The organism is Microbacterium sp. H37-C3, assembly GCF_027157935.1.
In the GTDB taxonomy this organism is placed as follows: Bacteria; Actinomycetota; Actinomycetes; order Actinomycetales; family Microbacteriaceae; genus Microbacterium; species Microbacterium plantarum.
Map to the genome: position 1 here is coordinate 151,525 of NZ_JAPVLR010000003.1, position 22,693 is coordinate 174,217.

Genomic DNA, 22,693 nt, shown 5'->3' on the forward strand with positions numbered 1-22,693 from the left:
TTGCCACGGGGTGTGGCGCAGCTTGGTAGCGCGCGTCGTTCGGGACGACGAGGCCGCAGGTTCAAATCCTGTCACCCCGACAGCGAAGAGGCTCCGCCGCAAGGCGGGGCCTCTTTCATGCCACCGGAGAACGGAGCACGGATGCCCATCCCCCGACTGGTCGCCTTCGACCTCGACGACACCCTCGCTCCCTCGAAGAGCGCCATCAACCCGCGTATCGGGCGCCAGCTGCTCGATCTTGCGGCCCGCGTCGAGGTCGCGATCATCTCCGGCGGACAGCTCGCGCAGTTCACCGCGCAGGTCGTCGACCAGCTGCCCGAGACGGATGAAGACCTGCTGTCGCACTTCCACCTGCTGCCGACCTGTGGAACGCAGTACTACCGCCTCTCCCCCGCCGGCATCGAGACGGTCTACGCCCGCTCGCTGACCGATGACCAGAAGTCCCGCGCCCTCGCCGCGGTCGAGGAAGAGGCGCGTCGGCTCGGCCTGTGGGAGAGCGAGACCTGGGGCCCCATCCTCGAGGACCGTGGGTCTCAGATCACGTTCTCCGCGCTGGGCCAGCAAGCTCCCGTCGACGCGAAGATGGCGTGGGATCCCTCCGGCGAGAAGAAGAATGCGCTGCGAGCGGCGGTGGCAGACCGCATCCCCGACCTCGAGGTGCGCGCGGGCGGCTCGACGTCGGTCGACATCACCGAGCGCGGCATCGACAAGGCCTACGGCATGACCCGGCTGATCGAGCAGAGCGGCATCCCGCAGGACGACATCCTGTTCGTCGGCGACCGTCTCGACGAGAACGGCAACGACTATCCGGTGCTCGCGATGGGCGTGGCCTGCCACGCGGTCGAGGGCTGGGAAGAGACCGCCGACTTCCTCGACCAGCTCATCCCCACGCTTCCGCTGCGCTGACCCCCTGACGCGGGCGACTGCGCACGACACGCGCCCGGGCCCCGGGCCGAGCAGCCTAACGACTGCCGGCACCGGGGCCCGTTGCTTCGCGTCCCGTCGTCAGGCTCGCGACGCCGTTTTGGCCCGCGTGGCGGCGCGACGCGGCGCTGAGCCGGTGATCGGCACGAGCCGCTGCAGCTGCGAGACGTGACGCGGCTCGAGCTCCTCGAGGCTCGAGACGCCGAGCAGCTGCATCGTGCGCTCGATCTCGCTGCGCAGGATCGCGATGGTCCGGTCCACGCCCTGACGGCCGCCCGCCATCAGCCCGTAGAGATAAGCGCGTCCGATCAGAGTGAACTTCGCGCCCTGCGCGATGGAGGCAACGATGTCGGCACCGTTCATGATGCCGGTGTCGACCATGACCGTGGCGTCCTTCCCGACCTCGCGCACGACCTGCGGCAGGAGGTGGAACGGCACGGGGGCGCGGTCGAGCTGGCGGCCGCCGTGGTTCGAGAGCACGATGCCATCGACTCCGAGGTCGATGAGCCGCTTGGAGTCCTCGACGTTCTGCACGCCCTTGACGACGATCTTCCCGGGCCACATGCTGCGGATGACCTCGAGGTCGTCGTAGCTGATGGTCGGGTCCATCGCGGCGTTGAGGAGTTCGCCGACGGTGCCGCCGGTGGTCGTGAGCGACGCGAACTCGAGCTTGGGCGTCGTGAGGAAGTCGATCCACCACCAGGGGCGCGGGATGGCGTTGACGATCGTCCCGACGGTCAGCGCGGGCGGGATAGAGAACCCGTTGCGCTTGTCACGCAGGCGCGCTCCCGCAACCGGGGTGTCCACGGTGAACATGAGAGTGTCGAAGCCCGCCTCGGCCGCCCGCTTGACGAGACCATATGAGATCTCACGATCGCGCATGACGTAGAGCTGGAACCAGTTGCGTCCGTGCGGGTTGGCCGCCCGGACGCCCTCGATCGACGTCGTCCCGAGCGTCGAGAGGGTGAACGGGATGCCGGCCGCGCCCGCGGCGGATGCCCCCGCGCTCTCGCCTTCCGTCTGCATCAACCGGGTGAATCCGGTCGGGGCGATTCCGAACGGCAACGCCGAGCGCCCGCCGAGGATCTCGGTCGACATGTCGACCGATTCCGCCGGACGCAGGATGTCGGGGTGGAACTCGATGTCCTGGAACGCCTGCCGTGCTCGCGCGAGCGAGATCTCGCCCTCCGCGGCACCGTCGGTGTAGTCGAACGCCGTCTTGGGCGTGCGGCGCTTCGCGATGGTCCGCAGATCATCGATCGTCAGGGCCGACGTGAGTCGGCGGCGGCGTCCATTGAGATCGGGGGCCTTGAACTGCATCAGTTCGAGCAGCTCGGGAATCTTGGGCAACTGTCGGGTGACCATATTCTCTCCTCAGTTCCGGCGGGGCCGACGGGGTCGGACCGGATGGGTTCAGGTGGATTCGGGGCGCACGGGGTTCGCGGACGCGTAGTACCCCGTGATGTGGTCGTGGACGGCGGTGCGGGCATCGTCTACCCGCTGTTCGTCGATCGCCGCCACGATCGCGTTGTGCTCGTCGCGCAGGCGGTCCACCGCGCTGTCCCAATCCGGGATGCGCGCAGCACCCTGGAGCACGTAGTCCTCGATCGACGATCGGAGGCCCGCCATCATCGCCGCCACGACCTCGTTGCCCGACGCCTCGGCCAAGGCGACGTGGAACTGCGCATCGAGTGCCAGGAAGTCGGCGGGGCTGAGGTCGGCGGCATCCATCGCACGGAGCGCTTCGCGCGCCCGCTCGAGATCGACGTCGGACGAGCCGGCCAGCTCACCGGCGACCCACTCCTCGAGCAGGAGACGCGTGTTCACGACATCCGAGATGGCGAAGCCCTGCGCGGCGACCTGCAACCGGAGGAGCGCCTGCATGCCGCCGGTCGGGCGGGCCACGACGATGGCCCCCGCGCTCGGCCCCGATCCCGTCGCGGTGCGGATGAGGCCCATGACCTCCAGCACGCGGAGCGCTTCGCGCACGCTGGATCGCCCGACCCCGAGCTGCGCGACGAGGTCGCGCTCGGACGGCAGTCGGTCGCCGGGACCGAGCTTGCCGGCGAGAAGATCGGACTCGATCTTCTCCAATACGACGCGCCAGGCGCGCGCCGGGGTTCCGTCAGCCATGACGCCCCTCTCCTTGGTGGCCGGACCACGATACATCTTGTGGTCTGACCGCGCAAAGCCCTGGACAGGCGCGTCGTGAAACGTATCAGTCGCCGGACGCCTCAGGCGAGGCGACCACCCGACTCGCGGAGATAGCACTCAGCGCACATCGACTCGTACGTCACCCGGTCGAGAGCGAGTTCGTCGATCGCCACCTGGTCGCCTTCGAAGACGAAGCGGCCGCCGACCAGACGTGCGTTGAAGAGGGCCTTCCGCCCGCAGCGGCAGATCGTCTTCAGCTCTTCGAGACTGTGCGCGAGCTCCATCAGACGCGCCGAACCGGGAAAGGCGCGGGTCTGAAAATCGGTGCGGATGCCGTAGGCGAGCACCGGGACGTTCTCCTCCACCACGGTCCGCAGCAGATCGTCGACCTGCTCCGACGTCAGGAACTGCGCTTCGTCGATGAGGAGGCAGGCGACATCCGCTGCCGTCTCGGCGCGCACGCGCTCACGATGCACGCCGAAGACGGCCCGCAGGTCGTCGTCCGCACCGACGAGGAAGTCGACGTCTCGCTCGACGCCCAGCCGGCTTGCGATCTGGCCGGCGCCCTTCGTGTCGATCTCGGGCTTCGCGAGCAGCACGTGCTGGCCGCGCTCCTCGTAGTTGTAAGCCGCCTGCAGCAGAGCCGTCGACTTGCCGGAGTTCATGGCTCCGTAACGGAAGTAGAGCTTGGCCATGCCCGTCAGGGATTGATCGAGAGCGCTTCGGCCGTCGCCTCGATCGACGCGCGAGCGGCATCCGCCCGCGGGTTCAGCGGCTGCCCGTAGCTCGGGATGAGCTTCTTCAGCTCGGGCTCCCAGCTCGCGATGCGGTCGGGGAAGCACGTCTTGAGAAGTCCGAGCATGATGGATGCCGCAGTCGAGGCGCCCGGTGAGGCCCCCAGCAGACCGGCGATCGACCCGTCGGCAGAGGTCACGACCTCGGTGCCGAACTGCAGCACGCCGCCCTTCTTCGGGTCCTTCTTCATGACCTGAGCACGCTGACCGGCCTGGATCAGCTCCCAGTCCTCGTCCTTCGCGGTCGGCATGAAGACGCGGAGCGACTCCACCTTCTTGCGGTGGTTCTTGAGCAGCTCGCCGACGAGGTACGAGATGAGACTCGGGTTGTCCACGGCCACCTTCAGCATCGGCAGCAGGTTGTGGGGGCGCACCTGCGACACAATGTCGGTGATGCGGCCGTTCTTGAGGAACTTCGGGCTGAACGTCGCGAACGGTCCGAACAGCAGCGAGGCCTCGCCGTCGACGACGCGCGTGTCGAGGTGGGGAACCGACATCGGCGGAGCACCCACCGAGGCTTGCGAGTACACCTTGGCCTTGTGCTGCGAGACGACGGCGGGGTTCGTGGTCTTGAGGAACTGCCCGCCGATCGGGAAGACGCCGTAGCCCTTGATCTCGGGGATACCCGACTTCTGCAGCAGCTTCAGCGCCCAGCCGCCGGCCCCGACGAAGACGAAGCGCGCGTCGGTGTGCCCGGGGGTCTTGCCGAGGCGATTGCGCCAGAAGACCCGCCACGAGCCGTCCTTCTGGCGGCTCAGCGTGCGCACCTCACGGTCGGTGATGACCTCCACGCCCTGCTCCTGCAGGTGCGAGAACAGCTGCCGGGTGAGCGATCCGAAGTCGACATCCGTGCCGGCGGGGACGCGCGTCGCCGCGAACGGCTCGCCCTTGCGGCGCTCCTGCATCAGCAGCGGCGCCCACTGGTTGATGACGCGCGAGTCTTCCGAGTACTCGATGCCCGCGAAGAGGGGCTGGTCCTTGAGCGCCTCGTAGCGGCGCTTGAGGAACGCGACGTCCTTCTCACCGCGGACGAAGGTCATGTGAGGCGTCGCGTTGATGAACGTGGAGGGCTCGTCGAGGATGCCGCGCTCGATGAGCGAGGCCCAGAGCTGACGGCTCTGCTGGAACTGCTCGTTGATCGTGATCGCCTTGCCGGGATCTACCGAGCCGTCCGACGCCTCGGGCGTGTAGTTCAGCTCGCACAGCGCGGCGTGACCCGTGCCCGCGTTGTTCCACGGGTTCGAGCTCTCCTGCGCCAGATCCGACAGGCGCTCGTGCACCTCGATCTTCCAATCGGGCTGGAGCTGCTTCAGCAGCACACCGAGCGTGGCACTCATGATGCCCCCGCCGATCAGGACGACGTCGACCTTTTCACTCACGATGCACCAGTCTATCCCGGTGGCGGCGCGCGGCATCCCGCCGCCCCGCCGTGACGTCAGAGACGCTCGGCGACGATCTCCGCGATCTGCACCGCGTTCAGCGCGGCACCCTTGCGGAGGTTGTCGTTGCTGATGAACAGCACGAGTCCCTTGCCCTCGGGCGCGGACTGGTCGGCGCGGATGCGGCCGACGTAGCTCGGGTCGTTGCCGGCTGCCTGCAGAGGCGTCGGGACCTCCTCGAGCACGACACCGGGCGCCGCGGCCAGGACCTCGCGCGCCCGCTCCGGCGTGATGTCGCGCGAGAACTCGGCGTGGATAGACAGCGAGTGACCCGTGAACACGGGGACGCGCACGCAGGTGCCGGCGACACGCAGGTCGGGCAGCTCGAGGATCTTGCGGCTCTCGTTGCGGAGTTTCTTCTCCTCATCGGTCTCATTGTCGCCGTCGTCCACCAGGTTGCCGGCGAACGGGATGACGTCGAACGCGATCGGGGCGATGTACTTCTCGGGCTGCGGGAAGTCGACCGCCGAGCCGTCGTGCACGAGATCGAGCGTGTGTCCCTGAGCGAGGACCCCCTCGACCTGGCCGAGCAGCTCTTCGGCGCCGGCGAGGCCCGAGCCCGAGACCGCCTGATAGGTCGAGACGATGAGGCGCTCGAGCCCGGCCTCGGTGTCGAGCACCTTCAGCACCGGCATCGCGGCCATCGTGGTGCAGTTCGGGTTCGCGATGATGCCCTTCGGCGGGTTCACCGTGGCGTGGGGGTTGACCTCGCTGACGACGAGGGGAACCTCGGGGTCCATGCGCCAGGCGCTGGAGTTGTCGATGACGACGGCGCCCGCTTCTGCGAAGCGCGGCGCGTGCGCGCGCGATCCGGTCGCCCCCGCAGAGAAGAGGGCGATGTCGATGCCGGCGGGGTCTGCGGTGGCGATGTCCTCGACGATCACGTCGTGCCCGGCGAATTCGATCGAGGTGCCCGCCGAGCGCGCGGTGGCGAACAAGCGCAGTTCGCGGATCGGGAAGTTCCGCTCGACGAGAATCTCGCGCATCACCTTTCCGACCTGGCCAGTGGCGCCGACGACGGCGACGGAGAGTCCGGAATCGGAGATGCGGGTCATAGCGGTTCCTTGCGTGGAGCGTGATCGGGTTTCGGCGATTCTATCGGCGCACCGGGGCGGGTCCGACGCACGTGACAGCCGATGACCGCGCGATTCACGCCATCTCGGGGCGGTTCCACTCCCCCGGCACGTCGAGGGCGCCGTAAGCGAGGTCGACCCCGCCAGTGCCGACGGAAGCGGTGCAGACGAGCAGCGACAGGGTCGGGACGCCGTACGGACGGTTGTCGCGGATGATCGCGGCGTCGTCGGTGGCCGGGGTGGCCGCGGTGTCCTGGAGCACGTCGAGCCAGGGCTGCAGGCCGTCCGCGCGATCGAGCTCCGGCGCGGCCGCCGCGAACTCGCCGAGCCAGCGACGGATCCGGGCGGTGCGCGGATCGTCGACGTCGTCGTGGGCGATCATGTGGGTTCCGGGACCGAGGTCGACCGTCCGCAGGGTCGCGGCATCCCACATCGAGACGCGGACCCCACCGGGCGAGACATCGACGAGATTGAAGCCGTGCGTGGGCGGGGCGCCCGTCGGCGGCGAGCCCGCGACCGCATCCAGGACGATGCCGCCGCGCGACAGCGCCGGCGCGTCATCCGGGAGCACGTCGGCTCGATTCAGGATGACGGCCAGCCGGCGAGCGGCCGGGTCGGCGGCGAGCCAGGCCCCGCCGGCGCGACGGTCGCGCACGCCGACGACATCGGCGTACGTGTCGGGCCACCAGGGACCGATGGGGTCCCACGCACGCGACGGATCCTCGTCGCGGACGGCGAGCAGCCGAACCGGCCGGCTCGGATCGGCGGGCACCTGGATGACGACGGTGCACATGGGATCACTCGCTCTCGGCGGCCGGTGGTCGATCCGCGCGCCCCGCCCGGGGCCGTGGGAGGATCGGGGGCATGTTCATCGTAGTCGGGGTCACCGGTGGCATCGCCGCCTATAAGAGCGTCCAGCTCGTACGGCTGCTCGTCCAGCAGGGGCACGACGTCCACGTCATCCCCACCGAGGACTCGCTGCGCTTCATCGGCCTGACGACATGGGAGGCGATCAGCCGCAACCCCGTCACGACGTCCGTCCACGACGGCGTCGCGCGTGTGCGGCACGTCGCCCTGGGGCAGAGCGCCGACCTCGTGATCGTCGCGCCCGCGACGGCCAACACGATCGCGTCGATGGCCGCGGGTCTGGCATCCGACCTGCTGGGCACGACGCTCCTCGCCACCACGGCACCCGTCGTGGTCGCCCCGGCGATGCACACCGAGATGTGGCGGCACCCGGCGACCGCCGCCAACGTCGCCACGCTCAGCGAGCGCGGCGTGCTGCTCGTCGGGCCCGCGGACGGCCCGCTGACCGGCGGCGACAGCGGCCCGGGCCGCATGTCGGAGCCGGAGGACATCGTCGCGGCGGCTCTCGCGCTGGTGTCCCCCGCGCCGACCGACCTCGACGGCCTGCACGTCGCGGTCTCGACCGGCGGCACCCGCGAACCGCTCGACCCCGTGCGCTTCCTCGGCAACCGGTCGAGCGGTCGTCAGGGCGCGGAGATCGCCGTCGAGGCGGCGCGGCGCGGCGCCACGGTGACGCTCGTCGCGGCATCCGTCGACGCCGGCGTTCTCGACGCCGCCGCGGCCCACCCGCGCATCACGGTCCAGCATGTCGAGACCGCGGCTGAGCTCGGCGGGGCGATGTCGGATGCCGCCGCCGCGGCAGAGATCGTCATCATGGTCGCGGCCGTCGCCGACTATCGGGCCGCTCGAGTGTCGGAGCACAAGCTGCGGAAGGAGGACGGTCCGCTCGAGACGATCGAGCTGGTGCCGAACGACGACATCCTCGCAGGGCTCGCCGCCGCTCGCCGAGACGGTCAGACCGTCGTCGGGTTCGCCGCCGAGACCGCTGACTCCGACCTCCTCGAGCGCGCCCGACGCAAACGCGACCGCAAGGGCGTCGACCTCCTCGTCGTGAACGAGGTCGGGTGGGACGCCGGTTTCGGTGCGGGCGAGAACGCCGTCGCCGTCATCGGAGACGGCGGCGCGGTCGTCGCCGAAACCTCCGGCCCGAAGGACGCCGTCGCGCGCGCGATCTGGGACGCGATCGTCGCGCTCCGCGCCGCGAGCTGACGCTCAGCCCCTGGTCGGGCGCGATACATCCGTCGGATGTGTGGTGCCCACGCGCGCTCAGAGTCACGCGGAGGCGACACCAGCACCACCGGTCCTGCAGGTGTATCGCCACCGGCACGCCGCGGCGGGGCCGACTGCGGACGGGCGGGATCAGCTCAGGGCGCGCTCGCGGATGAAGGCAGTGAGTGCGGCGGCGTCGTCGGGCAGGTCGACGACGTGCTGCGGCGCATCGAGCATCGCCTGCAGCTCGTCGGAGTACGTCATGTCGATCCCGATGGCTTCACGGATGGTCTCCGCGAACTTCTCGGGCTTGGCGGTCTCGAGGACGAGCATGGCCTCGCCGGGCTCGATGTACTGGCGAGCAACGGTGACGCCGTCGGCCGTGTGCGGGTCGATGATCTCGCCCGCTTCCTCGTGGACCTCGCGGATGGTGGCGAGGCGGTCGGCGTGCGTGGACGTTCCGCTGACGATGCCGAACTCGGCGGTGAAGCGAGCGAGGTCGGCGGAGAAGTCCGCGAAACCCTGCGACTCGAGATCCTTCCACGCCGCGACGACGCGCTCGGGGTCTCGCCCGACGAGTTCGAAGATGAAGCGCTCGAGGTTCGAGGCCTTGGAGATGTCCATCGACGGGCTCGAGGTCTGCAACGTCTGCGCGGCGGAGCGCGGACGGTAGATGCCGGTGCGGAAGAACTCGTCGAGCACGTTGTTCTCGTTCGCCGCCAGCACCAGCCGACGGATCGGCAGACCCATCTCGCGCGCGTAGAACCCCGAGAGGATGTTGCCGAAGTTGCCGGACGGCACCGTGATCGAGACCTCGGCGTGGCCGTCGGCGTCCGTCGCGCGCAGCCAGGCCCAGAAGTAATAGACGACCTGCGCCGTGATGCGGGCGAGGTTGATCGAGTTGACCGCGCCGAGGTGCAGCGATCGCTTGACCTCGAGGTCGCCCGCGAGCTCCTTGACCAGGTTCTGGCAGTCGTCGAAAACGCCCTCGATGGCGATGTTGTGGATGTTCGGCTCGTCGAGCGAGAACATCTGCGCCCGCTGGAACGGGCTCATGCGGCCCTGCGGCGACAGCATGAACACGGCGATGCGCTCCTTGCCGCGCAGCGCGTACTCAGCGGCCGATCCAGTGTCGCCCGAGGTCGCACCGAGAACGTTGAGCACGGACCCCGTGCGCGCGAGAGCGTGCTCGACGACCTGACCGAGGAACTGCATCGCGAGATCCTTGAAGGCCAGCGTGGGGCCCTCGGAGAGCCCGACCAGCGTGATCCCGCCACCGATCCGCCGCAGCGGCACGACAGCATCGGGGAAGGGAGCGTATGCGGCCTCGGTCATGCGGGCGAGGTCGTCGCGCTCGATGTCGGTGGCGAAGAGCGCCAGGACCTCGGTGGCCAGCTGCGGGTAGGTCAGAGCCCGCCAGCGCTCCAGGGTCTCGGGCGAGACCGAGGGCATCTCTTGCGGCACGGCGAGACCGCCATCGGTCGCGAGCCCCTCGAGGAGAGCATCGCAGTACGGCAGCGGCTCAGCGCCGCCTCGGGTCGAGATGTACAGCACGCGGGGCTCCTCGGTGACGGGTCGGGGACGGCTTTCGATTGTCGCAGGTGCCGCGCCTGCCCGGCGCCGGCGGTGTGTCGACGACCGGCGGGGCGTCAGCGCCCGGTGCCGGCGTAGACGACCGCTTCGGTATCGCCGTCGAGCCCGTACGCGGTGTGCACGACGCGCGCCGCCTCGGCGAGCTCGTCGCCGCGGACGACGACGGAGATGCGGATCTCCGAGGTCGAGATCATCTCGAGGTTCACCCCGGCGTTCGACAGCGCTTCGAACAGCGTCGCGGAGACACCCGAGTGCGTGCGCATCCCGGCACCGACGACGGAGAGCTTTCCGATCTGGTCGTCGTGCACGAGGCTCTCGAAGCCGACCTCGCTCTGCTCGCCCGCGAGGGCGCGGAGCGCGACGGTCGCATCCGTCTTGGGCAGCGTGAACGAGATGTCGGTGCGACCCGTCGTGGCCGCCGAGACGTTCTGGACGATCATGTCGACGTTCGCGCCCGACTTCGCCACGATCTTGAAGATCTCGGCAGCCTTGCCCGGGACGTCGGGCACGCCGATGACGGTGATCTTGGCCTGGCTGAGGTCGGTGGCGACGCCCGCGACGATCGGCTCTTCCATCTCTTCTTCCTTTCGACCTTCGGGCAGCGTCATCCCGGGACCGAGCACGAACGTGCCGGACCCCGAGCTGAACGTCGACCGGGCGTTGATCATGACGCCGTGACGGCGGGCGTACTCCACCGCACGGATGTAGAGGACCTTGGCGCCGTTCGCGGCGAGCTCGAGCATCTCCTCCGCCGAGACGACGCCGAGCTTGCGAGCCTTGGGCACGACGCGCGGGTCGGCGGTGTAGATGCCGTCGACGTCGCTGTAGATCTCGCAGACGTCGGCCGACAGTGCCGCGGCGAGCGCGACGGCGGTCGTGTCGGATCCGCCACGGCCGAGCGTCGTGATGTCGCGGGTGTCGCGGTTGAACCCCTGGAACCCCGCGACGATGACGATCGCTCCCTCGTCGAGGGCTTCGCGCAGCCGCACGGGCGTGACGTCGACGATGCGCGCGGCACCGTGCGTGGCATCCGTGATCATGCCCGCCTGGCTGCCGGTGAACGAACGGGCCTCGAAGCCCATCGAGTGGATGGCCATCGCCAGGAGCGCCATTGAGATGCGCTCGCCCGAGCTCAGGAGCATGTCGAGCTCGCGGGGAGCCGGGATCGGTGCGACCTCGTTCGCGAGATCGAGCAGCTCATCGGTGGTGTCGCCCATCGCGCTCACCGCCACGACGACGTCGTGACCGGCGCGGCGGGTGTCGACGATGCGCTTCGCGACCCGCTTGATGCTCTCCGCGTCGGCGACGGACGACCCGCCGTACTTCTGCACGATCAATGCCATGTGGGACTCCCGGATGCCGGTGCCGGCGCGATTGCTACGGGCGCCCGGATGCCGCGCCCACCGGACCATCTTACGGAGCGTCCCATGCGCGCAGCGCCATGTGACGACCCGCCTGCGGGCGAGGCTCCGGGCGCACGGACCTAGGCTGGAACCCATGGGACGCCGCTCGCTCTTCACGGCGCTGAATGCGCTCGTCCACACCTCAGACCCGGCCGGCGGCCCGGCGACGGAGATGCTCCCGGTGATCGACGACGCGTTCGCGGTGCGGGTGCTCGACCTGGCGATCCGACTCGGCGAGACGATGCTCGTGGCCGGCTCGCCGGCCAGCGAGGTGACCCTCACGATCGTGCGGGTCTCGGGGGTCTACGGCCTCGACCCGGTGCACGTCGACGTGACGTACAACTCGATCACCGTCGCGCACCATCGCAGCGGCGAGGACCGACCGATCACGCTCATGCGCGTGGTCCGCGGCGCCGCGCCCGACCATGCACGGCTGCAGCGGTTGCAGGCGCTCGTGGCCGAGATCCGGTCGGGACTCCCCCTCGATGCCGCGGCCCTGCGCTTCCGCGGCATCCGTCGCACACCGTTCCGGTATCAGCAGCCCGTCACCGTCGCTGCGCAGGCGCTGCTGGCGGTCGGGGTCGCGGTGATGTTCGGGGCGAACTGGCTCGTCATCGTGCTGTCGTTCCTCGCCGCGGGGTCGGCGGCGGTGACCCAGTTCCTCCTGGGCCGGGCGCGCGTGCCGTTCTTCTTCAGTCAGATCGCCGGGGCGTTCGTGCTCACGATCGTCGCCGCGGCCTCCCCGCTTCTTCGAGCGACGGGGTGGGAGGCCGCGATGACCATGCGCCCCTCCGTCATCGTCGCCTCGGGCATCGTGCTGATGCTGGCGGGCCTCACCGTGGTCGGCGCGGCTCAGGACGCCATCGACGGGTTCGCGCTGACGGCGATGGGCCGCATCCTCGAGCTGGTGACGCAGACTCTCGGCGTCGTGCTCGGCATCCTCGCCGGCATCGAGACCGCGCGAGTCATCGGGCTGGGCCTGGAGGCCCCGACGGAGGCGCTTCCGCTCGGACCCGTGCCGCTGCAGTTCCTCGGCGCAGGTCTGATCGCCCTCGCGGTCGCCGTCATCAACGGGGCCGGGCTCCGCATCATCGTCGTCAGCGTCGCGCTCAGCGTGGTCGCGTGGCTCGGATACGTGGCCGCGGCCTCGCTCGGCTTCGAGACGGCGGCGGCGAGCGGCGTCGGAGCGTTCGTCGGGAGCCTCGTCGGCATTCTCGCCGCTTATCGTCTGCACGTTCCGTCTGTCGCGATCACGACGGCGGCGATCCTGCCCATGGTCCCCGGTGCCGCGGTGTTCCGCGGGCTCCTCGGCGTGGTCGAGTCGGGTGACAGCCCGGCGACCCTGCTCACCGGATTCAGCACCCTCGCGGCAGCCGCGACCGTCGGCATCGCCCTGGCGGTGGGTGCGTCGCTCGGCATCTACCTCGGCCAGCCGCTCCGCGCGTCGCTGGGGTCGGTCATCCGTGCGCGCGCGCGGGTGCGCTGACGCCGAGAGAAGCGAAACGGCCGCGTCACGAGCAGGCGGTGAACCTGCCGCGGACGCGGCCGAGACGAAGCGACGCGCAGATCAGCCGAACAGCGCGGCGGCCTCCTCGTAGCGGTACAGCGGGACGGTGTTCAGCTCGCCGAGGGCCTCGTCGAACGAGACGCGGACGATGTCGGTGCCCTTGAGCGAGACCATCTGACCCCAGGCACCGTCGACGAGCGCGTCGGCCGCCGCGAGCCCGAGGCGCGTGGCCAGCACACGGTCGAACGCGGACGGCGAGCCGCCGCGCTGGATGTGACCGAGCACGGTGGCGCGCGTCTCGATGCCGGTCAGGCGCTCGATCTCGGGGGCGAGCACCTCGCTGATGCCACCGAGACGGGGACGGTTGAACGCGTCGAGGCCCTTGTCACTGTAGGCCTCGTCCTGACCCTTCAGCTTGAAGCCCTCCGACACGACGACGAGCGGGGCGCGGCCGCGGTCGAACGCCTTGGTCACCTGCGCCGTGATCTCCTCGATCGACATCGGCACCTCCGGGATGCAGATGACGTGGGCGCCGGCGGCGATGCCGGCGTGCAGGGCGATCCAGCCGACGTGACGGCCCATGACCTCGGCCACCATGCAGCGCTGGTGCGAGTCACCGGTCGTGCGCAGGCGGTCCATCGCGTCGGTCGCGATGTTGACGGCGGTGTCGAAGCCGAACGAGTAGTCGGTCGCCTTCAGGTCGTTGTCGATCGTCTTCGGCACACCGAGGACGTTGATGCCGTCGTTGGCGAGACGGTTGGCCGCAGCGAGCGTGCCTTCGCCGCCGATGGCGATGATGCCGTCGATGCGGTGCTTGTCGAGGGTCGCCGCGATGTTCTCGGCGCCGCCGCGGGGGCCTTCGTACGGGTTGGTGCGGCTCGTACCCAGGATGGTTCCGCCGACCTTCGACAGGCCCTTCACCTCGTGGCGCGTGAGGGGGAAGAAGTCGCCGTCGACGACGCCGCGCCAGCCGTCGCGGATGCCGACGAACTCGATGTTGTACGAGGTGGTGCCCTTGAGCACGACGCCTCGGATGACAGCGTTGAGTCCGGGGCAGTCGCCGCCGCTGGTGAGGATGCCGATCTTCATGGGGAGATCCTTCGTTGTTGCTCAGGGTGGAGTGTGGCGACGCTGCCTCAGGTCGAGACTATCGTCGCGGCGCAGGTGCTGCCAGGCGAGCCCGCCGGGAGAACTCGCGAGGCCCGTGCGGATGCGACCAGGCGCGCCCTCCGACCACTGACGAACAGCGGAGAGGACGGCTCAGTCCGCGCCCAGCGCCTGGCGGAGCAGGTGCATGAGAGCCGACAGCTGCACCGAGTCGCTCGAGGTCGGGTCGACGGCCTCACCATCGAGCGCCCGAGCCGCGAGACCCTGCTTCGAGTCGATGAGCTCGGCGATCTTCGTGTCGATCGTGTGAGCGGCGATGATCCGCCACGCGGTGACGGGCTCCTCCTGACCGATGCGGTGCACCCGGTCGATCGCCTGCGTCTGCTCGGCCGCGGTCCACGACAGCTCGGCGAGGACGACGTTCGAGGCTGCCTGCATGTTCACGCCGACACCGGCGGCCGTCAGCGAGCACACCGCGATGGCGACATCGGGATCGTTGTTGAACGCGTCGATCGCGTCCTGGCGTGCCGTCGCGCTCTGATCGCCGCGCAGCGACACGGTCCGCAGCCCGGCGGCCGCGAAGTGGGCCTCGGCGGCGTCCATGACGTCGATGTGCTTGGCGAAGAACACGACCTTGCCGACCGAGCGCTGCAGCTGGGCCGCGTAGTCGGCGGCGAGCACGGCCTTGGCCTGGCCGATGCGGCGGACCATCGTGAAGACGTTCTCGGCGCCGGTGCCCGCGGCCTTCGACTCCTCGAGCTCCTGCGTCGCGACGAGGCGCACGATGTCGGAGTCGGCCTCGCCGATGAGCACACGGTCGCCGCGCGCCTCGATGATCCGGCGGTACCGCGCGGCGAGACGCTCGCCGAGCTCGTGCTCGGCCTGGCGGATCGACCGGCCGTACTCGTCGTCGAGCTGCACGGGCAGGTCGGCGATGAGCTTGTCGGGAAGGTCGGCGGCGACGTCCTTCTTCTTGCGGCGCACGATGCCCATCGAGATGACGGCGTCGCGGGCAGCGGGATAGAACGCCTTGTCGGCCGGCGTCAGGCCGGTCTCGTCCAGACGCTCCATGAGCACGGGGCCGGGCTTCTCGCCGTTCGTCCACCCCAGGAACCGCCAGATCGCGTCGAAGTCCTCGACGTCGTTGATCAGCGGGGTTCCGGTGAGGGCCAGCATGAGCGGGTCGCGCACCTGCTCGCGAATGCGGCCCGCGAGGGCGAGCACGTTCTGCGAACGCTGCGAGCTGAGGTTCTTGATGAAGTGCGCCTCGTCGACGACCATGCCGCGCAGGCCGATCGAACCGAGCCACGAGAGGTGGCGGTCGAGCACTTCGTAATTGACGATGAAGACGTCGGCGAACGCGTCGATCTGATCGCCGTCGCCCGAGATCACGGTCGCGCGTCGCTGCGGCGTCCAGCGCTCGACCTCGCGCGCCCAGTTCATCTTGACCACGTTCGGCACGACGGCCAGCAGCGGATAGGCGCCGGCGACGGATGCTGCGAGGACCGACTGCGCCGTCTTTCCGAGACCCGGCTCGTCGGCGAGCAGGAACGAGCGGTGACCGGCTCGCACCGACTCGAGGAACCGCGACTGGTGCGGCATGATCTCGAGACCCTTGGGCGACAGGCGGTCGAACTCCGGCACGGGAGGCAGGTCCATCGAGGCAGCCGCCCCGCCGGCGCCGGACTCGAACGCCTTGTAGAGCGGCCCCATCAGCTCCCAGCCGTCGAGTCGTCGGCGCGGGGTGTCGTGCGGCGCGTGCAGCTCGAGGTCGGGCGCGAGGAAGGGGTTCGCCTCGCGTCGTGCGATCACCTGCGGCGGTGTGACCTGCCGGTCGGCGAGAGCCGCGGGCACGACGGGCGCCTGAACCGGCGCGGCATCGGTGATGATGAGCTCGTCCTCCGGCAGCTCGGCACCCGACTCGAGAAGCCAGTCGCGCCGCATCCGCTTCGCCACCGGCGACGTCGCCTGGTCGACCTCGAGCAGCTGGATGAGAGACGTGTCGCGGGCGGCCGTCTTCGCGAGGATCGTGGCGACACCGTCGAGCCGCTTGAGCAGCTCCGCCCGGGCGGCGGTGGAGACGTTCTCGTCGGCCTTCACCCGCGCGCGCTCTTCGCGCACCAAGAAGGCGATGACCTGGAACTTGACGCGGTTCGTGGGTCCGAGCTTTCCGCGCTGGGCCTTGGCCTCGACCTCGCGCACCTTGCGCGCCAGGATCGGGATCAGCGGCGCGTCATCATCGCGTCGGGCGGACGAAGATCTCCGTCGGCGGTTGGCGGTCGCTGCGGCGGTGGCCATGGTCGGCATGCTCCTCCTGAGCCTGAGTGCCGGAGTTCCGTCGTGACGGAAACGTACGAGGTGCCGCTCGAACGGACACCGGAGCGTCATGCGAGCGAAGGGCGATCGCGTCGGTCGGCCACGGGCACTCGCTTCAGCGAGCTGCGGCGTCGAACCCGACGATGTCCCCGTGGTCCATTCTATGCCATGTCAGGCGCGCCCCGCGATGCGGCTGCGGGCGCGCCGGTGAACCGTGTCGCTACGCGCTCCGGCGCGCGGGCCGCAACGCCGATCGCAGTCGCAGGCTGTTGAGCACGACGAAGACGCTCGAGAACGCCATGGCGGCCGCGGCGACCATCGGGTTGAGCAGACCGGCCACCGCGAGCGGCACGGCGGCGACGTTGTAGGCGAAGGCCCAGAACAGGTTGCCGCGAATGATGCCGAGGGTACGGCGGCTGAGTTCGATCGCCTCGGCCACGGCCCGGGGGCTGCCAGCGGTGAGCGTGATGTCGCTGGCGTGCTTGGCGGCATCCGTGCCACCGCCCATCGCGATGCCGAGGTCGGCAGCGGCGAGGGCGGCCGCGTCGTTGACGCCGTCACCGACCATCGCGACGCGCTTCCCCGCGGCCTGACGGCGCCGTACCTCCTCGAGCTTGCCCTCGGGACGCACGTCGGCGACCACGTCGTCGATGCCGAGCTCGCGGGCGACCGCCCCCGCGGCGCCGGCGTTGTCGCCGGTGACCAGGACCACCGAGGCCCCGGTGCGGTGCAGCCGCGCCACGGCCTCGCGGGCGTCGTCGCGGACCCGGTCCGAGACCGCGATGACCGCTCGGACCGCCCCGTCCCAGCCGACGGCGACGACGGAAGCACCGGATGCCGCGGCGTCGCGCGCGGCTTCATCGAGCTCGGAGCTCAGCTCGCCCAGTCGCTGGGTGACGAAGGCGACGCTCCCCGCGGTGACCTCGCGCCCCTCGACGACGCCGCTGACGCCGCCTCCGGCGACGCCCGTGAACTCCGTCACCGGCGGCACGGTGCCGGCGGCTGCGACGATCGCGCGCGCGATCGGGTGCTCCGAGGCGGATTCGACGGCGCCGGCCGCCCGCAACGCGTCGTCGCGATCGGCTCCGGCCGCGGTGACGACCGAGGCGACCGACATCCGCCCCTCGGTGAGGGTGCCGGTCTTGTCCATGAGCACGACGTCGATGCGCTCGGCGGCCTCGAGGGCTTCGGGACCGGTGATGAGGATGCCGAGCTCGGCGCCTCGGCCGGTGCCGACGAGGACGGCGATGGGCGTCGCGAGCCCGAGCGCGCACGGGCAGGCGATGATCAGGACCGCGACGGCGGCGGTGAAGCCCGCGGCGACGGGTGCGCCGGCGATGATCCAGCCGAGAAGGGTCAGCACTGCCACGACGATGACGACGGGGACGAACACCGCCGAGACGCGGTCGGCGAGACGCTGCACGCGGCTCTTGCCCGACTGGGCCTCGTCGACCAGCCGCGCCAGATGCGCGAGGCGGGTTTCGTCGCCGACCGAGGTGGCGCGTACCCGCAACCGTCCGCCGGAGGCGATCGTGCCGCCGGTGACCTCGGAACCGGGGCCGACGTCGACGGGCACCGACTCGCCCGTGAGCATGCTCTCGTCCACCGCCGCCGCGCCGTCGACGACGATGCCGTCGGTGGCCACCTTCTCACCGGGCCGCACGATGAATTCGTCGCCCGCATGCAGCGCGTCGATGCCGACGCGACGCCCGTCCGGCAGCTCGACATCCGCCGCCCCGAGCTCGAGCAGGGCGCGCAGCGCGGCGCCCGCACGTCGCCGCGAGCGCTGCTCGATGTAGCGACCGAGCAGGATGAGCACGGTCACCGCTGCGGCGACCTCGAAGTAGACGAGCGATGTCGGGTCGTGCACGGGGCCGAAGAGGACGACATCGTGACGGATGCCGATGCGCCCGGCAGAGCCGAACAGCACCGCCCTCAGGCTCCAGGCGAAGGCCGCGAAGGTGCCCAATGTGACGAGCGTGTCCATCGTCAGCGCGCCGTGGCGCGCGTTCGCGAACGTGGAACGGTGGAACGGCCAACCCGCCCAGAACACGACCGGCGCGGTCAGGACGAGCGACACCCACTGCCAGCCGGGGAACTGCCACGCCGGCACCATGCCAAGCGCCACGACGGGCGCGGCGAGTACGATGCCCCAGATCAGCCGGGTGCGCAGAGTGGTCTGCCCCGGCATGTCCTCGACGTCGTGCTGGTGGCCCGGAGCGTCATGATGCTCCGCCGGATGCTGCGCCGGAGAGGAGCGCACTCGAGCGGTATACCCCGCCTGGCCGACGGCCTCGACCAGGTCGTCGACCGAGACGGCGGCGGGATGCTCGACGCGCGCCGACTCGGTCGCGAGGTTCACCGTCGCGTGGACACCGTCCAGGCGCTGCAGCCGCTTCTCGACCCGGGCGACACAGCTCGCGCACGTCATCCCCTCGATGTCGAGGACGGCATGGCTGCTCTCCCGCCCGGCGGTGTCCGCGCTCATCAGCGGCGTCCGGTGACCGTGTAGCCCGCCTCGGCCACAGCGGCCGAGACGACGTCGTCGTCGGGCGGCTGCACAGCCGTGACCGCGACGGTGCCGGCGTCGACGTCGACGGTGACGTCGGAGACGCCCGGGACGAGCCCGAGCTCGCGGGTCACCGCTGCGGCGCAGTGCCCGCAGGTCATGCCTTCGACGGTGTAGGTCTGAGTCGTCATGATGCTCCTTCGTGGTTCAGCGACGACAACAGGATACCCCCCAGGGGTATTCCCGTCGATGCCTCGAGATCCGGACGGCGTACGCTGAAAGCATGTCCACGATCTCCGAGCGCGAGCTCGCCGCGACCCTCGACCACGCCATCCTCAAGCCCGAGCTGACCCGCGACCAGGTCGACGCCGAGCTCGACATCGCCGCCGAGTGGCGAGTCTTCTCGGTGTGCGTACGCCCCTCCGACATCCCGCACGCTGTCGCGCGTCTCGCGGGCACCGGTGTCGCCGTCGGCACGGTCATCGGCTTCCCCCACGGCACGACGTCCACGGCGGCGAAGGTCGCCGAGGTCCGTCAGGCCGCCGCGGACGGCGCGTCGGAGTTCGACATGGTCGTCAACATCGCCGCGCTGCGCTCGGGCTTCGACGACGTCGTCGTCGACGACATCCGCGCCGTGGTCGAGGCCGCCGAAGGCAAGATCGTCAAGGTCATCCTCGAGACGAGCCTGCTCGACGACGAGCAGATCGCCCGCGGCAGCCGCCTGACCGAGGCCGGCGGTGCCGACTTCGTCAAGACCTCGACCGGCTTCGCCGGCGGCGGGGCGACAGTCCCCCACGTCCGCCTCATGCGCGAGAACGTCGGCGAGGCCGTGCAGGTCAAGGCCTCCGGCGGCGTGCGCAGCTTCGCTGACGCCGTCGCGATGCTCGACGCAGGCGCCACGCGCCTCGGCACGAGCGGCAGCGCGACCATTCTCGGCGAAGCGCGCCGACTCGAGGCCGGCGGCGTAGCCACCGGCGCAGTCGACGAGTCGTCGTACTGATCCCGCGGGCTGCGGCCCGCACGGGTGCGCGAGGCGCTGGCTTCAGGCGAGGGCCTCGCGCACGCGGACGACATCGTCGTCCATCTGCTCGATGAGCGCCGGGATACCCGCGAACGCGACCATCCCGCGGATGCGGGCCGTGAAGCGGACCTCGACGCGGTGACCGTAGAGGTCGAGATCCGTCTCGTCGAGCACGTACGCCTCGACCTGTCGCTGCGGCACGTCGTCGAACGTGGGATTGGTGCCCACCGAGATCGCCGCCGGATACCGGATGACACTCGCCGGCATCGCGCCGTCGGCACCCGGCATCCCGAGGTCGACGAGCCAGCCGGCGTACACACCGTCGGCCGGGATGAAGCCCGCGGCGTCGGTGGCGAGGTTCGCGGTCGGATACCCGAGTTCCCGGCCGCGCTTGAGTCCGTGGACGACCTCGGCCGCGACCGCGTGAGGGCGGCCGAGCAGGCGGGCGGCACCGGCGACATCGCCGGCCGCGAGCAGATCGCGCACCCACGTCGACGAGACGCGCCGGCCGGCGTCGCGGGCGCGGACGTCCGTGACGACGTCGACATCGAAACCGTGCTCGCGCCCGAGTGCGGCCAGCACCTCGGGATCGCCCTCGCCGCCTCGACCGAAGCGGAAGTCGTCGCCGACGAGGACGCCGACGGCACCGAGCGCGCGAACGAGGATGCTCTCGACGAAGTCACGCGCCGAGAGCGCGGCGAGCTCGGCGTCGAACCGCAGCACGAGGACGGCATCCACCCCGGCCGCTGCGAGGAGCCCGATCTTCTGATCCAGAGCGACGAGCGGCTCGGGGCAGAGCTCCGGACGCAGCAGGCTCAGCGGGTTGCGGTCGAAGGTGACCGCCACGACACGCGCGCCGCGGGCGGCGGCATCCACCCGGGCCCGGTCGATGACCGCGCGGTGCCCGGAGTGCACGCCGTCGAACTTGCCGATGGCCACGACGCTCGGGCCGAAGTCCGCGGGGACCTCCGCGGGGTCTCGGTACACGGTCACCATGACGATCCCTCCAGGACGGCCGGGCGCTCGCTGCTCTCCCCGGCACCGTTGCGGTGCGACACGAGCCACCAGATCCCCACGAAGGGCAGGGCGAGCGGAACCCAGAAGTAGCCGAAACCGTAGCCCGACCAGACGGTGGCGTCGTGCGAGAACAGGTCGGGCAGCACGAGGCTGAGCGTGCCGACGACGAGCACCCCGGCCAGCTCGAAGCAGATCGCGACCCACGCGATCGCGTACCAGGTGCGCGAGCCCGACTTCACCAGCGCGACGGTCGCCAGCACGTACACCAGCGCCGCGGCCGCCGACAGTGAGTACGCGAGCGGTGCGTTGGAGAAGTCCTCGACGATCTGGACGAACGAGCGTCCCGTCGCGGCGAGCGCCATCACGGCGTACACGACCACCAGAACGCGGCCGATGCCGGTCATTCGAGGGCGGGGATGATCCATGACCTCACCAATGATAGGCGTCGTGCGGATGGCTTCAGACGACCTGAACCGTCCAGATCACCTGCATCCGCCACACCATGATCGCGACCGACAGGGCGGCGACGCCGAGGATGACGGTGCTCCAGCGACTGCGTTCGATGAGCGCCCAGAACACGGCGGCGGGCGGCAGCAGGACGGCCGAGACGAGATACACCCAGAACTCCAGGAGACTGCCCGAAGGGGCGTTACCCGCGAGCGGGGCGATGATCGCGACGACGACCTGGGCGATGAGAAGCACCTCGACGAGGGCGAGCGACCCGACCGAGAGGTCGCTCGGGCGGCGGTTCGCGAGGCCGAGGACGGTACAGAGCAGACCGGCGGCGACCGCCACCGCCACCTGAACGATGGTGAAGACCGTGATCATGCGTCCTCCGCCATGTTCATCAGGCTCTTGACGTCGTCGCCGCGACGCTCGACGATCCCCACCAGTCGCCCATCGGGGTCGATCGCCGCCGGGTGCGGTGCCGACAGGCGCGCCGCCGCTCCGACGAGTCGCTTGCCGTGGCGCAGGTCGCGCGCCTCGTCGGCGCTCACCTCGAAGGCGCCGAGCACCGCGGCCGCGACATCCGCGTCGCGCAGCAGCGTCGCGTCCGGGGCGATCTCGGCCTCGGCATCCGACACCTCGAAAGGTCCGATGCGGGTGCGCCGGAGCGCCGTCAGATGCCCGCCGACGCCGAGCTCTGCTCCCAGGTCGCGGGCCAAGGCGCGGATGTAGGTACCGCTCGTGCAGTCGACGATGACGTCGACGTCGATCGCGCGGGATCCGCCCGCGACATCGTTCAGGACGACGTCGCGGACGTCGCGCACATCGAAGCGAGAGACGGTGACGCGACGCGCCTTCAGCTCGACCTCTTCGCCCGCGCGAGCGAGGTCGTACGCCCGCTTCCCGCCGACCTTGATCGCCGACACCCGGCTCGGCACCTGGTCGATCTCGCCGGTGAGCCCCGCGATGCCGCGATCGATGCCGGCGCGGTCGACCGCGGCGAGGGCTTCGTTCGTCGCGTTCTCCGTCACGGTGCCGTCGGCGTCGTCGGAATCGGTCGAGACGCCGAGGCGGATCGTCGCCTCGTAGGTCTTGTCGAGCCCCACGATGTAGGTCAGCAGGCGGGTCGCCGGCCCCACACCGAGGACGAGCAGCCCCGTCGCCATCGGATCCAGAGTGCCGGCGTGGCCGATCTTGCGGGTGCCGAGGGCTCGACGGGCTCGGGCGACGACGTCATGACTGGTCATCCCGCCCGCCTTGTCGACGAGCAGGATGCCGCGGGGCGCGGGTTCGGGCATGTCTCCCAGCCTACG

General features: G+C 70.3%; 20 protein-coding genes and 1 tRNA gene. 5 read left to right on the forward strand and 16 right to left on the reverse strand.

Going from position 1 to position 22,693, the window contains the following annotated elements:
• Positions 1-6: 6 nt before the first annotated feature.
• Together O1W71_RS09785 and O1W71_RS09790 are read left to right on the forward strand one after the other, a co-directional pair.
• Positions 7-80 (forward strand) — tRNA-Pro (locus O1W71_RS09785).
• A 61-nt stretch (positions 81-141) separates the two neighbouring features.
• Positions 142-906: an HAD-IIB family hydrolase gene (locus O1W71_RS09790; RefSeq protein ID WP_269267671.1), complete on the forward strand. Its 765-nt coding sequence runs from the start codon at positions 142-144 to the stop codon at positions 904-906.
• Between the two features lie 99 nt (positions 907-1,005).
• Here O1W71_RS09790 and O1W71_RS09795 read toward each other — a convergent pair whose 3' ends face one another.
• The 6 genes from O1W71_RS09795 to O1W71_RS09820 all read right to left on the reverse strand — a co-directional run bounded on the left by O1W71_RS09795 (position 1,006) and on the right by O1W71_RS09820 (position 7,177).
• Positions 1,006-2,289, reverse strand: coding sequence for an alpha-hydroxy acid oxidase (locus tag O1W71_RS09795; protein ID WP_269267672.1), 1,284 nt, complete (start codon positions 2,287-2,289; stop codon positions 1,006-1,008).
• 48 nt (positions 2,290-2,337) lie between these two features.
• Positions 2,338-3,057, reverse strand: a complete 720-nt coding sequence (locus O1W71_RS09800; protein WP_112617207.1) for a FadR/GntR family transcriptional regulator — start codon at positions 3,055-3,057, stop codon at positions 2,338-2,340.
• Between the two features lie 101 nt (positions 3,058-3,158).
• The gene (locus tag O1W71_RS09805) at positions 3,159-3,773 is read right to left on the reverse strand and encodes a thymidine kinase (protein WP_269267673.1); all 615 of its coding nucleotides are present in this window, start codon (positions 3,771-3,773) and stop codon (positions 3,159-3,161) included.
• Positions 3,774-3,778: 5 nt separating this feature from the next.
• Entirely contained in the window at positions 3,779-5,287 is a 1,509-nt protein-coding gene (locus O1W71_RS09810; protein WP_269267674.1) for a malate:quinone oxidoreductase, read from the reverse strand.
• 20 nt (positions 5,288-5,307) lie between these two features.
• Positions 5,308-6,366 carry an aspartate-semialdehyde dehydrogenase gene (locus O1W71_RS09815; RefSeq protein WP_269267675.1) on the reverse strand — a complete coding sequence of 353 codons (1,059 nt, stop codon included), beginning with the start codon at positions 6,364-6,366 and terminating at the stop codon, positions 5,308-5,310.
• A gap of 94 nt (positions 6,367-6,460) precedes the next feature.
• Entirely contained in the window at positions 6,461-7,177 is a 717-nt protein-coding gene (locus tag O1W71_RS09820; protein ID WP_269267676.1) for an NRDE family protein, read from the reverse strand.
• A gap of 71 nt (positions 7,178-7,248) precedes the next feature.
• Here O1W71_RS09820 and coaBC point away from each other — a divergent pair, with 71 nt between their 5' ends.
• Entirely contained in the window at positions 7,249-8,460 is a 1,212-nt protein-coding gene (coaBC, locus tag O1W71_RS09825; protein WP_269267677.1) for a bifunctional phosphopantothenoylcysteine decarboxylase/phosphopantothenate--cysteine ligase CoaBC, read from the forward strand.
• Positions 8,461-8,610: 150 nt separating this feature from the next.
• On the opposite strand, the gene thrC is transcribed toward coaBC, so the two are convergent.
• Together thrC and O1W71_RS09835 are read right to left on the reverse strand one after the other, a co-directional pair.
• Complete coding sequence (gene thrC, locus O1W71_RS09830) at positions 8,611-10,014, reverse strand: threonine synthase (RefSeq protein WP_114588420.1); 1,404 nt, start codon at positions 10,012-10,014, stop codon at positions 8,611-8,613.
• 95 nt (positions 10,015-10,109) lie between these two features.
• Positions 10,110-11,396 (reverse strand): aspartate kinase, encoded by a 1,287-nt coding sequence (locus O1W71_RS09835; protein WP_112617213.1) that lies wholly within the window; start codon positions 11,394-11,396, stop codon positions 10,110-10,112.
• 154 nt (positions 11,397-11,550) lie between these two features.
• Here O1W71_RS09835 and O1W71_RS09840 point away from each other — a divergent pair, with 154 nt between their 5' ends.
• Positions 11,551-12,942 (forward strand): threonine/serine ThrE exporter family protein, encoded by a 1,392-nt coding sequence (locus O1W71_RS09840; RefSeq protein WP_269267678.1) that lies wholly within the window; start codon positions 11,551-11,553, stop codon positions 12,940-12,942.
• A gap of 81 nt (positions 12,943-13,023) precedes the next feature.
• Here O1W71_RS09840 and O1W71_RS09845 read toward each other — a convergent pair whose 3' ends face one another.
• The 4 genes from O1W71_RS09845 to O1W71_RS09860 form a co-directional block, all read right to left on the reverse strand.
• Entirely contained in the window at positions 13,024-14,052 is a 1,029-nt protein-coding gene (locus O1W71_RS09845; protein WP_023955073.1) for a 6-phosphofructokinase, read from the reverse strand.
• A 171-nt stretch (positions 14,053-14,223) separates the two neighbouring features.
• Positions 14,224-16,377, reverse strand: coding sequence for a DEAD/DEAH box helicase (locus O1W71_RS09850; RefSeq protein ID WP_112617215.1), 2,154 nt, complete (start codon positions 16,375-16,377; stop codon positions 14,224-14,226).
• Between the two features lie 229 nt (positions 16,378-16,606).
• Positions 16,607-18,874 carry a heavy metal translocating P-type ATPase gene (locus O1W71_RS09855; protein ID WP_269267681.1) on the reverse strand — a complete coding sequence of 756 codons (2,268 nt, stop codon included), beginning with the start codon at positions 18,872-18,874 and terminating at the stop codon, positions 16,607-16,609.
• Positions 18,874-19,086 (reverse strand): heavy-metal-associated domain-containing protein, encoded by a 213-nt coding sequence (locus tag O1W71_RS09860; protein WP_269267682.1) that lies wholly within the window; start codon positions 19,084-19,086, stop codon positions 18,874-18,876. The genes O1W71_RS09855 and O1W71_RS09860 overlap by 1 nt, the downstream gene beginning before the upstream one ends.
• Before the next feature lie 92 nt (positions 19,087-19,178).
• Here O1W71_RS09860 and deoC point away from each other — a divergent pair, with 92 nt between their 5' ends.
• Positions 19,179-19,895: a deoxyribose-phosphate aldolase gene (gene deoC, locus O1W71_RS09865; RefSeq protein ID WP_269267683.1), complete on the forward strand. Its 717-nt coding sequence runs from the start codon at positions 19,179-19,181 to the stop codon at positions 19,893-19,895.
• A 42-nt stretch (positions 19,896-19,937) separates the two neighbouring features.
• Here the strand turns inward: deoC and O1W71_RS09870 are convergent, their stop codons facing one another.
• The 4 genes from O1W71_RS09870 to truB are packed head-to-tail and all read right to left on the reverse strand — an operon-like array spanning position 19,938 to position 22,678.
• A complete protein-coding gene (locus tag O1W71_RS09870; protein ID WP_269268034.1) occupies positions 19,938-20,909 on the reverse strand; it encodes a bifunctional riboflavin kinase/FAD synthetase in 972 nt (323 codons plus the stop codon).
• Positions 20,906-21,358, reverse strand: coding sequence for a hypothetical protein (locus O1W71_RS09875; protein ID WP_112617219.1), 453 nt, complete (start codon positions 21,356-21,358; stop codon positions 20,906-20,908). Before O1W71_RS09875 ends, O1W71_RS09870 begins: the two co-directional genes overlap by 4 nt.
• Positions 21,359-21,392: 34 nt before the next feature.
• Positions 21,393-21,761 carry a hypothetical protein gene (locus O1W71_RS09880; protein WP_112617220.1) on the reverse strand — a complete coding sequence of 123 codons (369 nt, stop codon included), beginning with the start codon at positions 21,759-21,761 and terminating at the stop codon, positions 21,393-21,395.
• A complete protein-coding gene (truB, locus tag O1W71_RS09885; RefSeq protein WP_269267684.1) occupies positions 21,758-22,678 on the reverse strand; it encodes a tRNA pseudouridine(55) synthase TruB in 921 nt (306 codons plus the stop codon). Before truB ends, O1W71_RS09880 begins: the two co-directional genes overlap by 4 nt.
• Positions 22,679-22,693: the final 15 nt, after the last annotated feature.

Coding starts and splice junctions, on each gene's coding strand:
- O1W71_RS09790 (WP_269267671.1), top strand. CDS start 142: ATGCCCATCCCCCGACTGGTCGCCTTCGACCTCGACGACACCCTCGCT.
- O1W71_RS09795 (WP_269267672.1), bottom strand. CDS start 2,289: ATGGTCACCCGACAGTTGCCCAAGATTCCCGAGCTGCTCGAACTGATG.
- O1W71_RS09800 (WP_112617207.1), bottom strand. CDS start 3,057: ATGGCTGACGGAACCCCGGCGCGCGCCTGGCGCGTCGTATTGGAGAAG.
- O1W71_RS09805 (WP_269267673.1), bottom strand. CDS start 3,773: ATGGCCAAGCTCTACTTCCGTTACGGAGCCATGAACTCCGGCAAGTCG.
- O1W71_RS09810 (WP_269267674.1), bottom strand. CDS start 5,287: ATGCCGCGCGCCGCCACCGGGATAGACTGGTGCATCGTGAGTGAAAAG.
- O1W71_RS09815 (WP_269267675.1), bottom strand. CDS start 6,366: ATGACCCGCATCTCCGATTCCGGACTCTCCGTCGCCGTCGTCGGCGCC.
- O1W71_RS09820 (WP_269267676.1), bottom strand. CDS start 7,177: ATGTGCACCGTCGTCATCCAGGTGCCCGCCGATCCGAGCCGGCCGGTT.
- coaBC (WP_269267677.1), top strand. CDS start 7,249: ATGTTCATCGTAGTCGGGGTCACCGGTGGCATCGCCGCCTATAAGAGC.
- O1W71_RS09835 (WP_112617213.1), bottom strand. CDS start 11,396: ATGGCATTGATCGTGCAGAAGTACGGCGGGTCGTCCGTCGCCGACGCG.
- O1W71_RS09840 (WP_269267678.1), top strand. CDS start 11,551: ATGGGACGCCGCTCGCTCTTCACGGCGCTGAATGCGCTCGTCCACACC.
- O1W71_RS09845 (WP_023955073.1), bottom strand. CDS start 14,052: ATGAAGATCGGCATCCTCACCAGCGGCGGCGACTGCCCCGGACTCAAC.
- O1W71_RS09850 (WP_112617215.1), bottom strand. CDS start 16,377: ATGCCGACCATGGCCACCGCCGCAGCGACCGCCAACCGCCGACGGAGA.
- O1W71_RS09855 (WP_269267681.1), bottom strand. CDS start 18,874: ATGAGCGCGGACACCGCCGGGCGGGAGAGCAGCCATGCCGTCCTCGAC.
- O1W71_RS09860 (WP_269267682.1), bottom strand. CDS start 19,086: ATGACGACTCAGACCTACACCGTCGAAGGCATGACCTGCGGGCACTGC.
- deoC (WP_269267683.1), top strand. CDS start 19,179: ATGTCCACGATCTCCGAGCGCGAGCTCGCCGCGACCCTCGACCACGCC.
- O1W71_RS09875 (WP_112617219.1), bottom strand. CDS start 21,358: ATGGATCATCCCCGCCCTCGAATGACCGGCATCGGCCGCGTTCTGGTG.
- O1W71_RS09880 (WP_112617220.1), bottom strand. CDS start 21,761: ATGATCACGGTCTTCACCATCGTTCAGGTGGCGGTGGCGGTCGCCGCC.
- truB (WP_269267684.1), bottom strand. CDS start 22,678: ATGCCCGAACCCGCGCCCCGCGGCATCCTGCTCGTCGACAAGGCGGGC.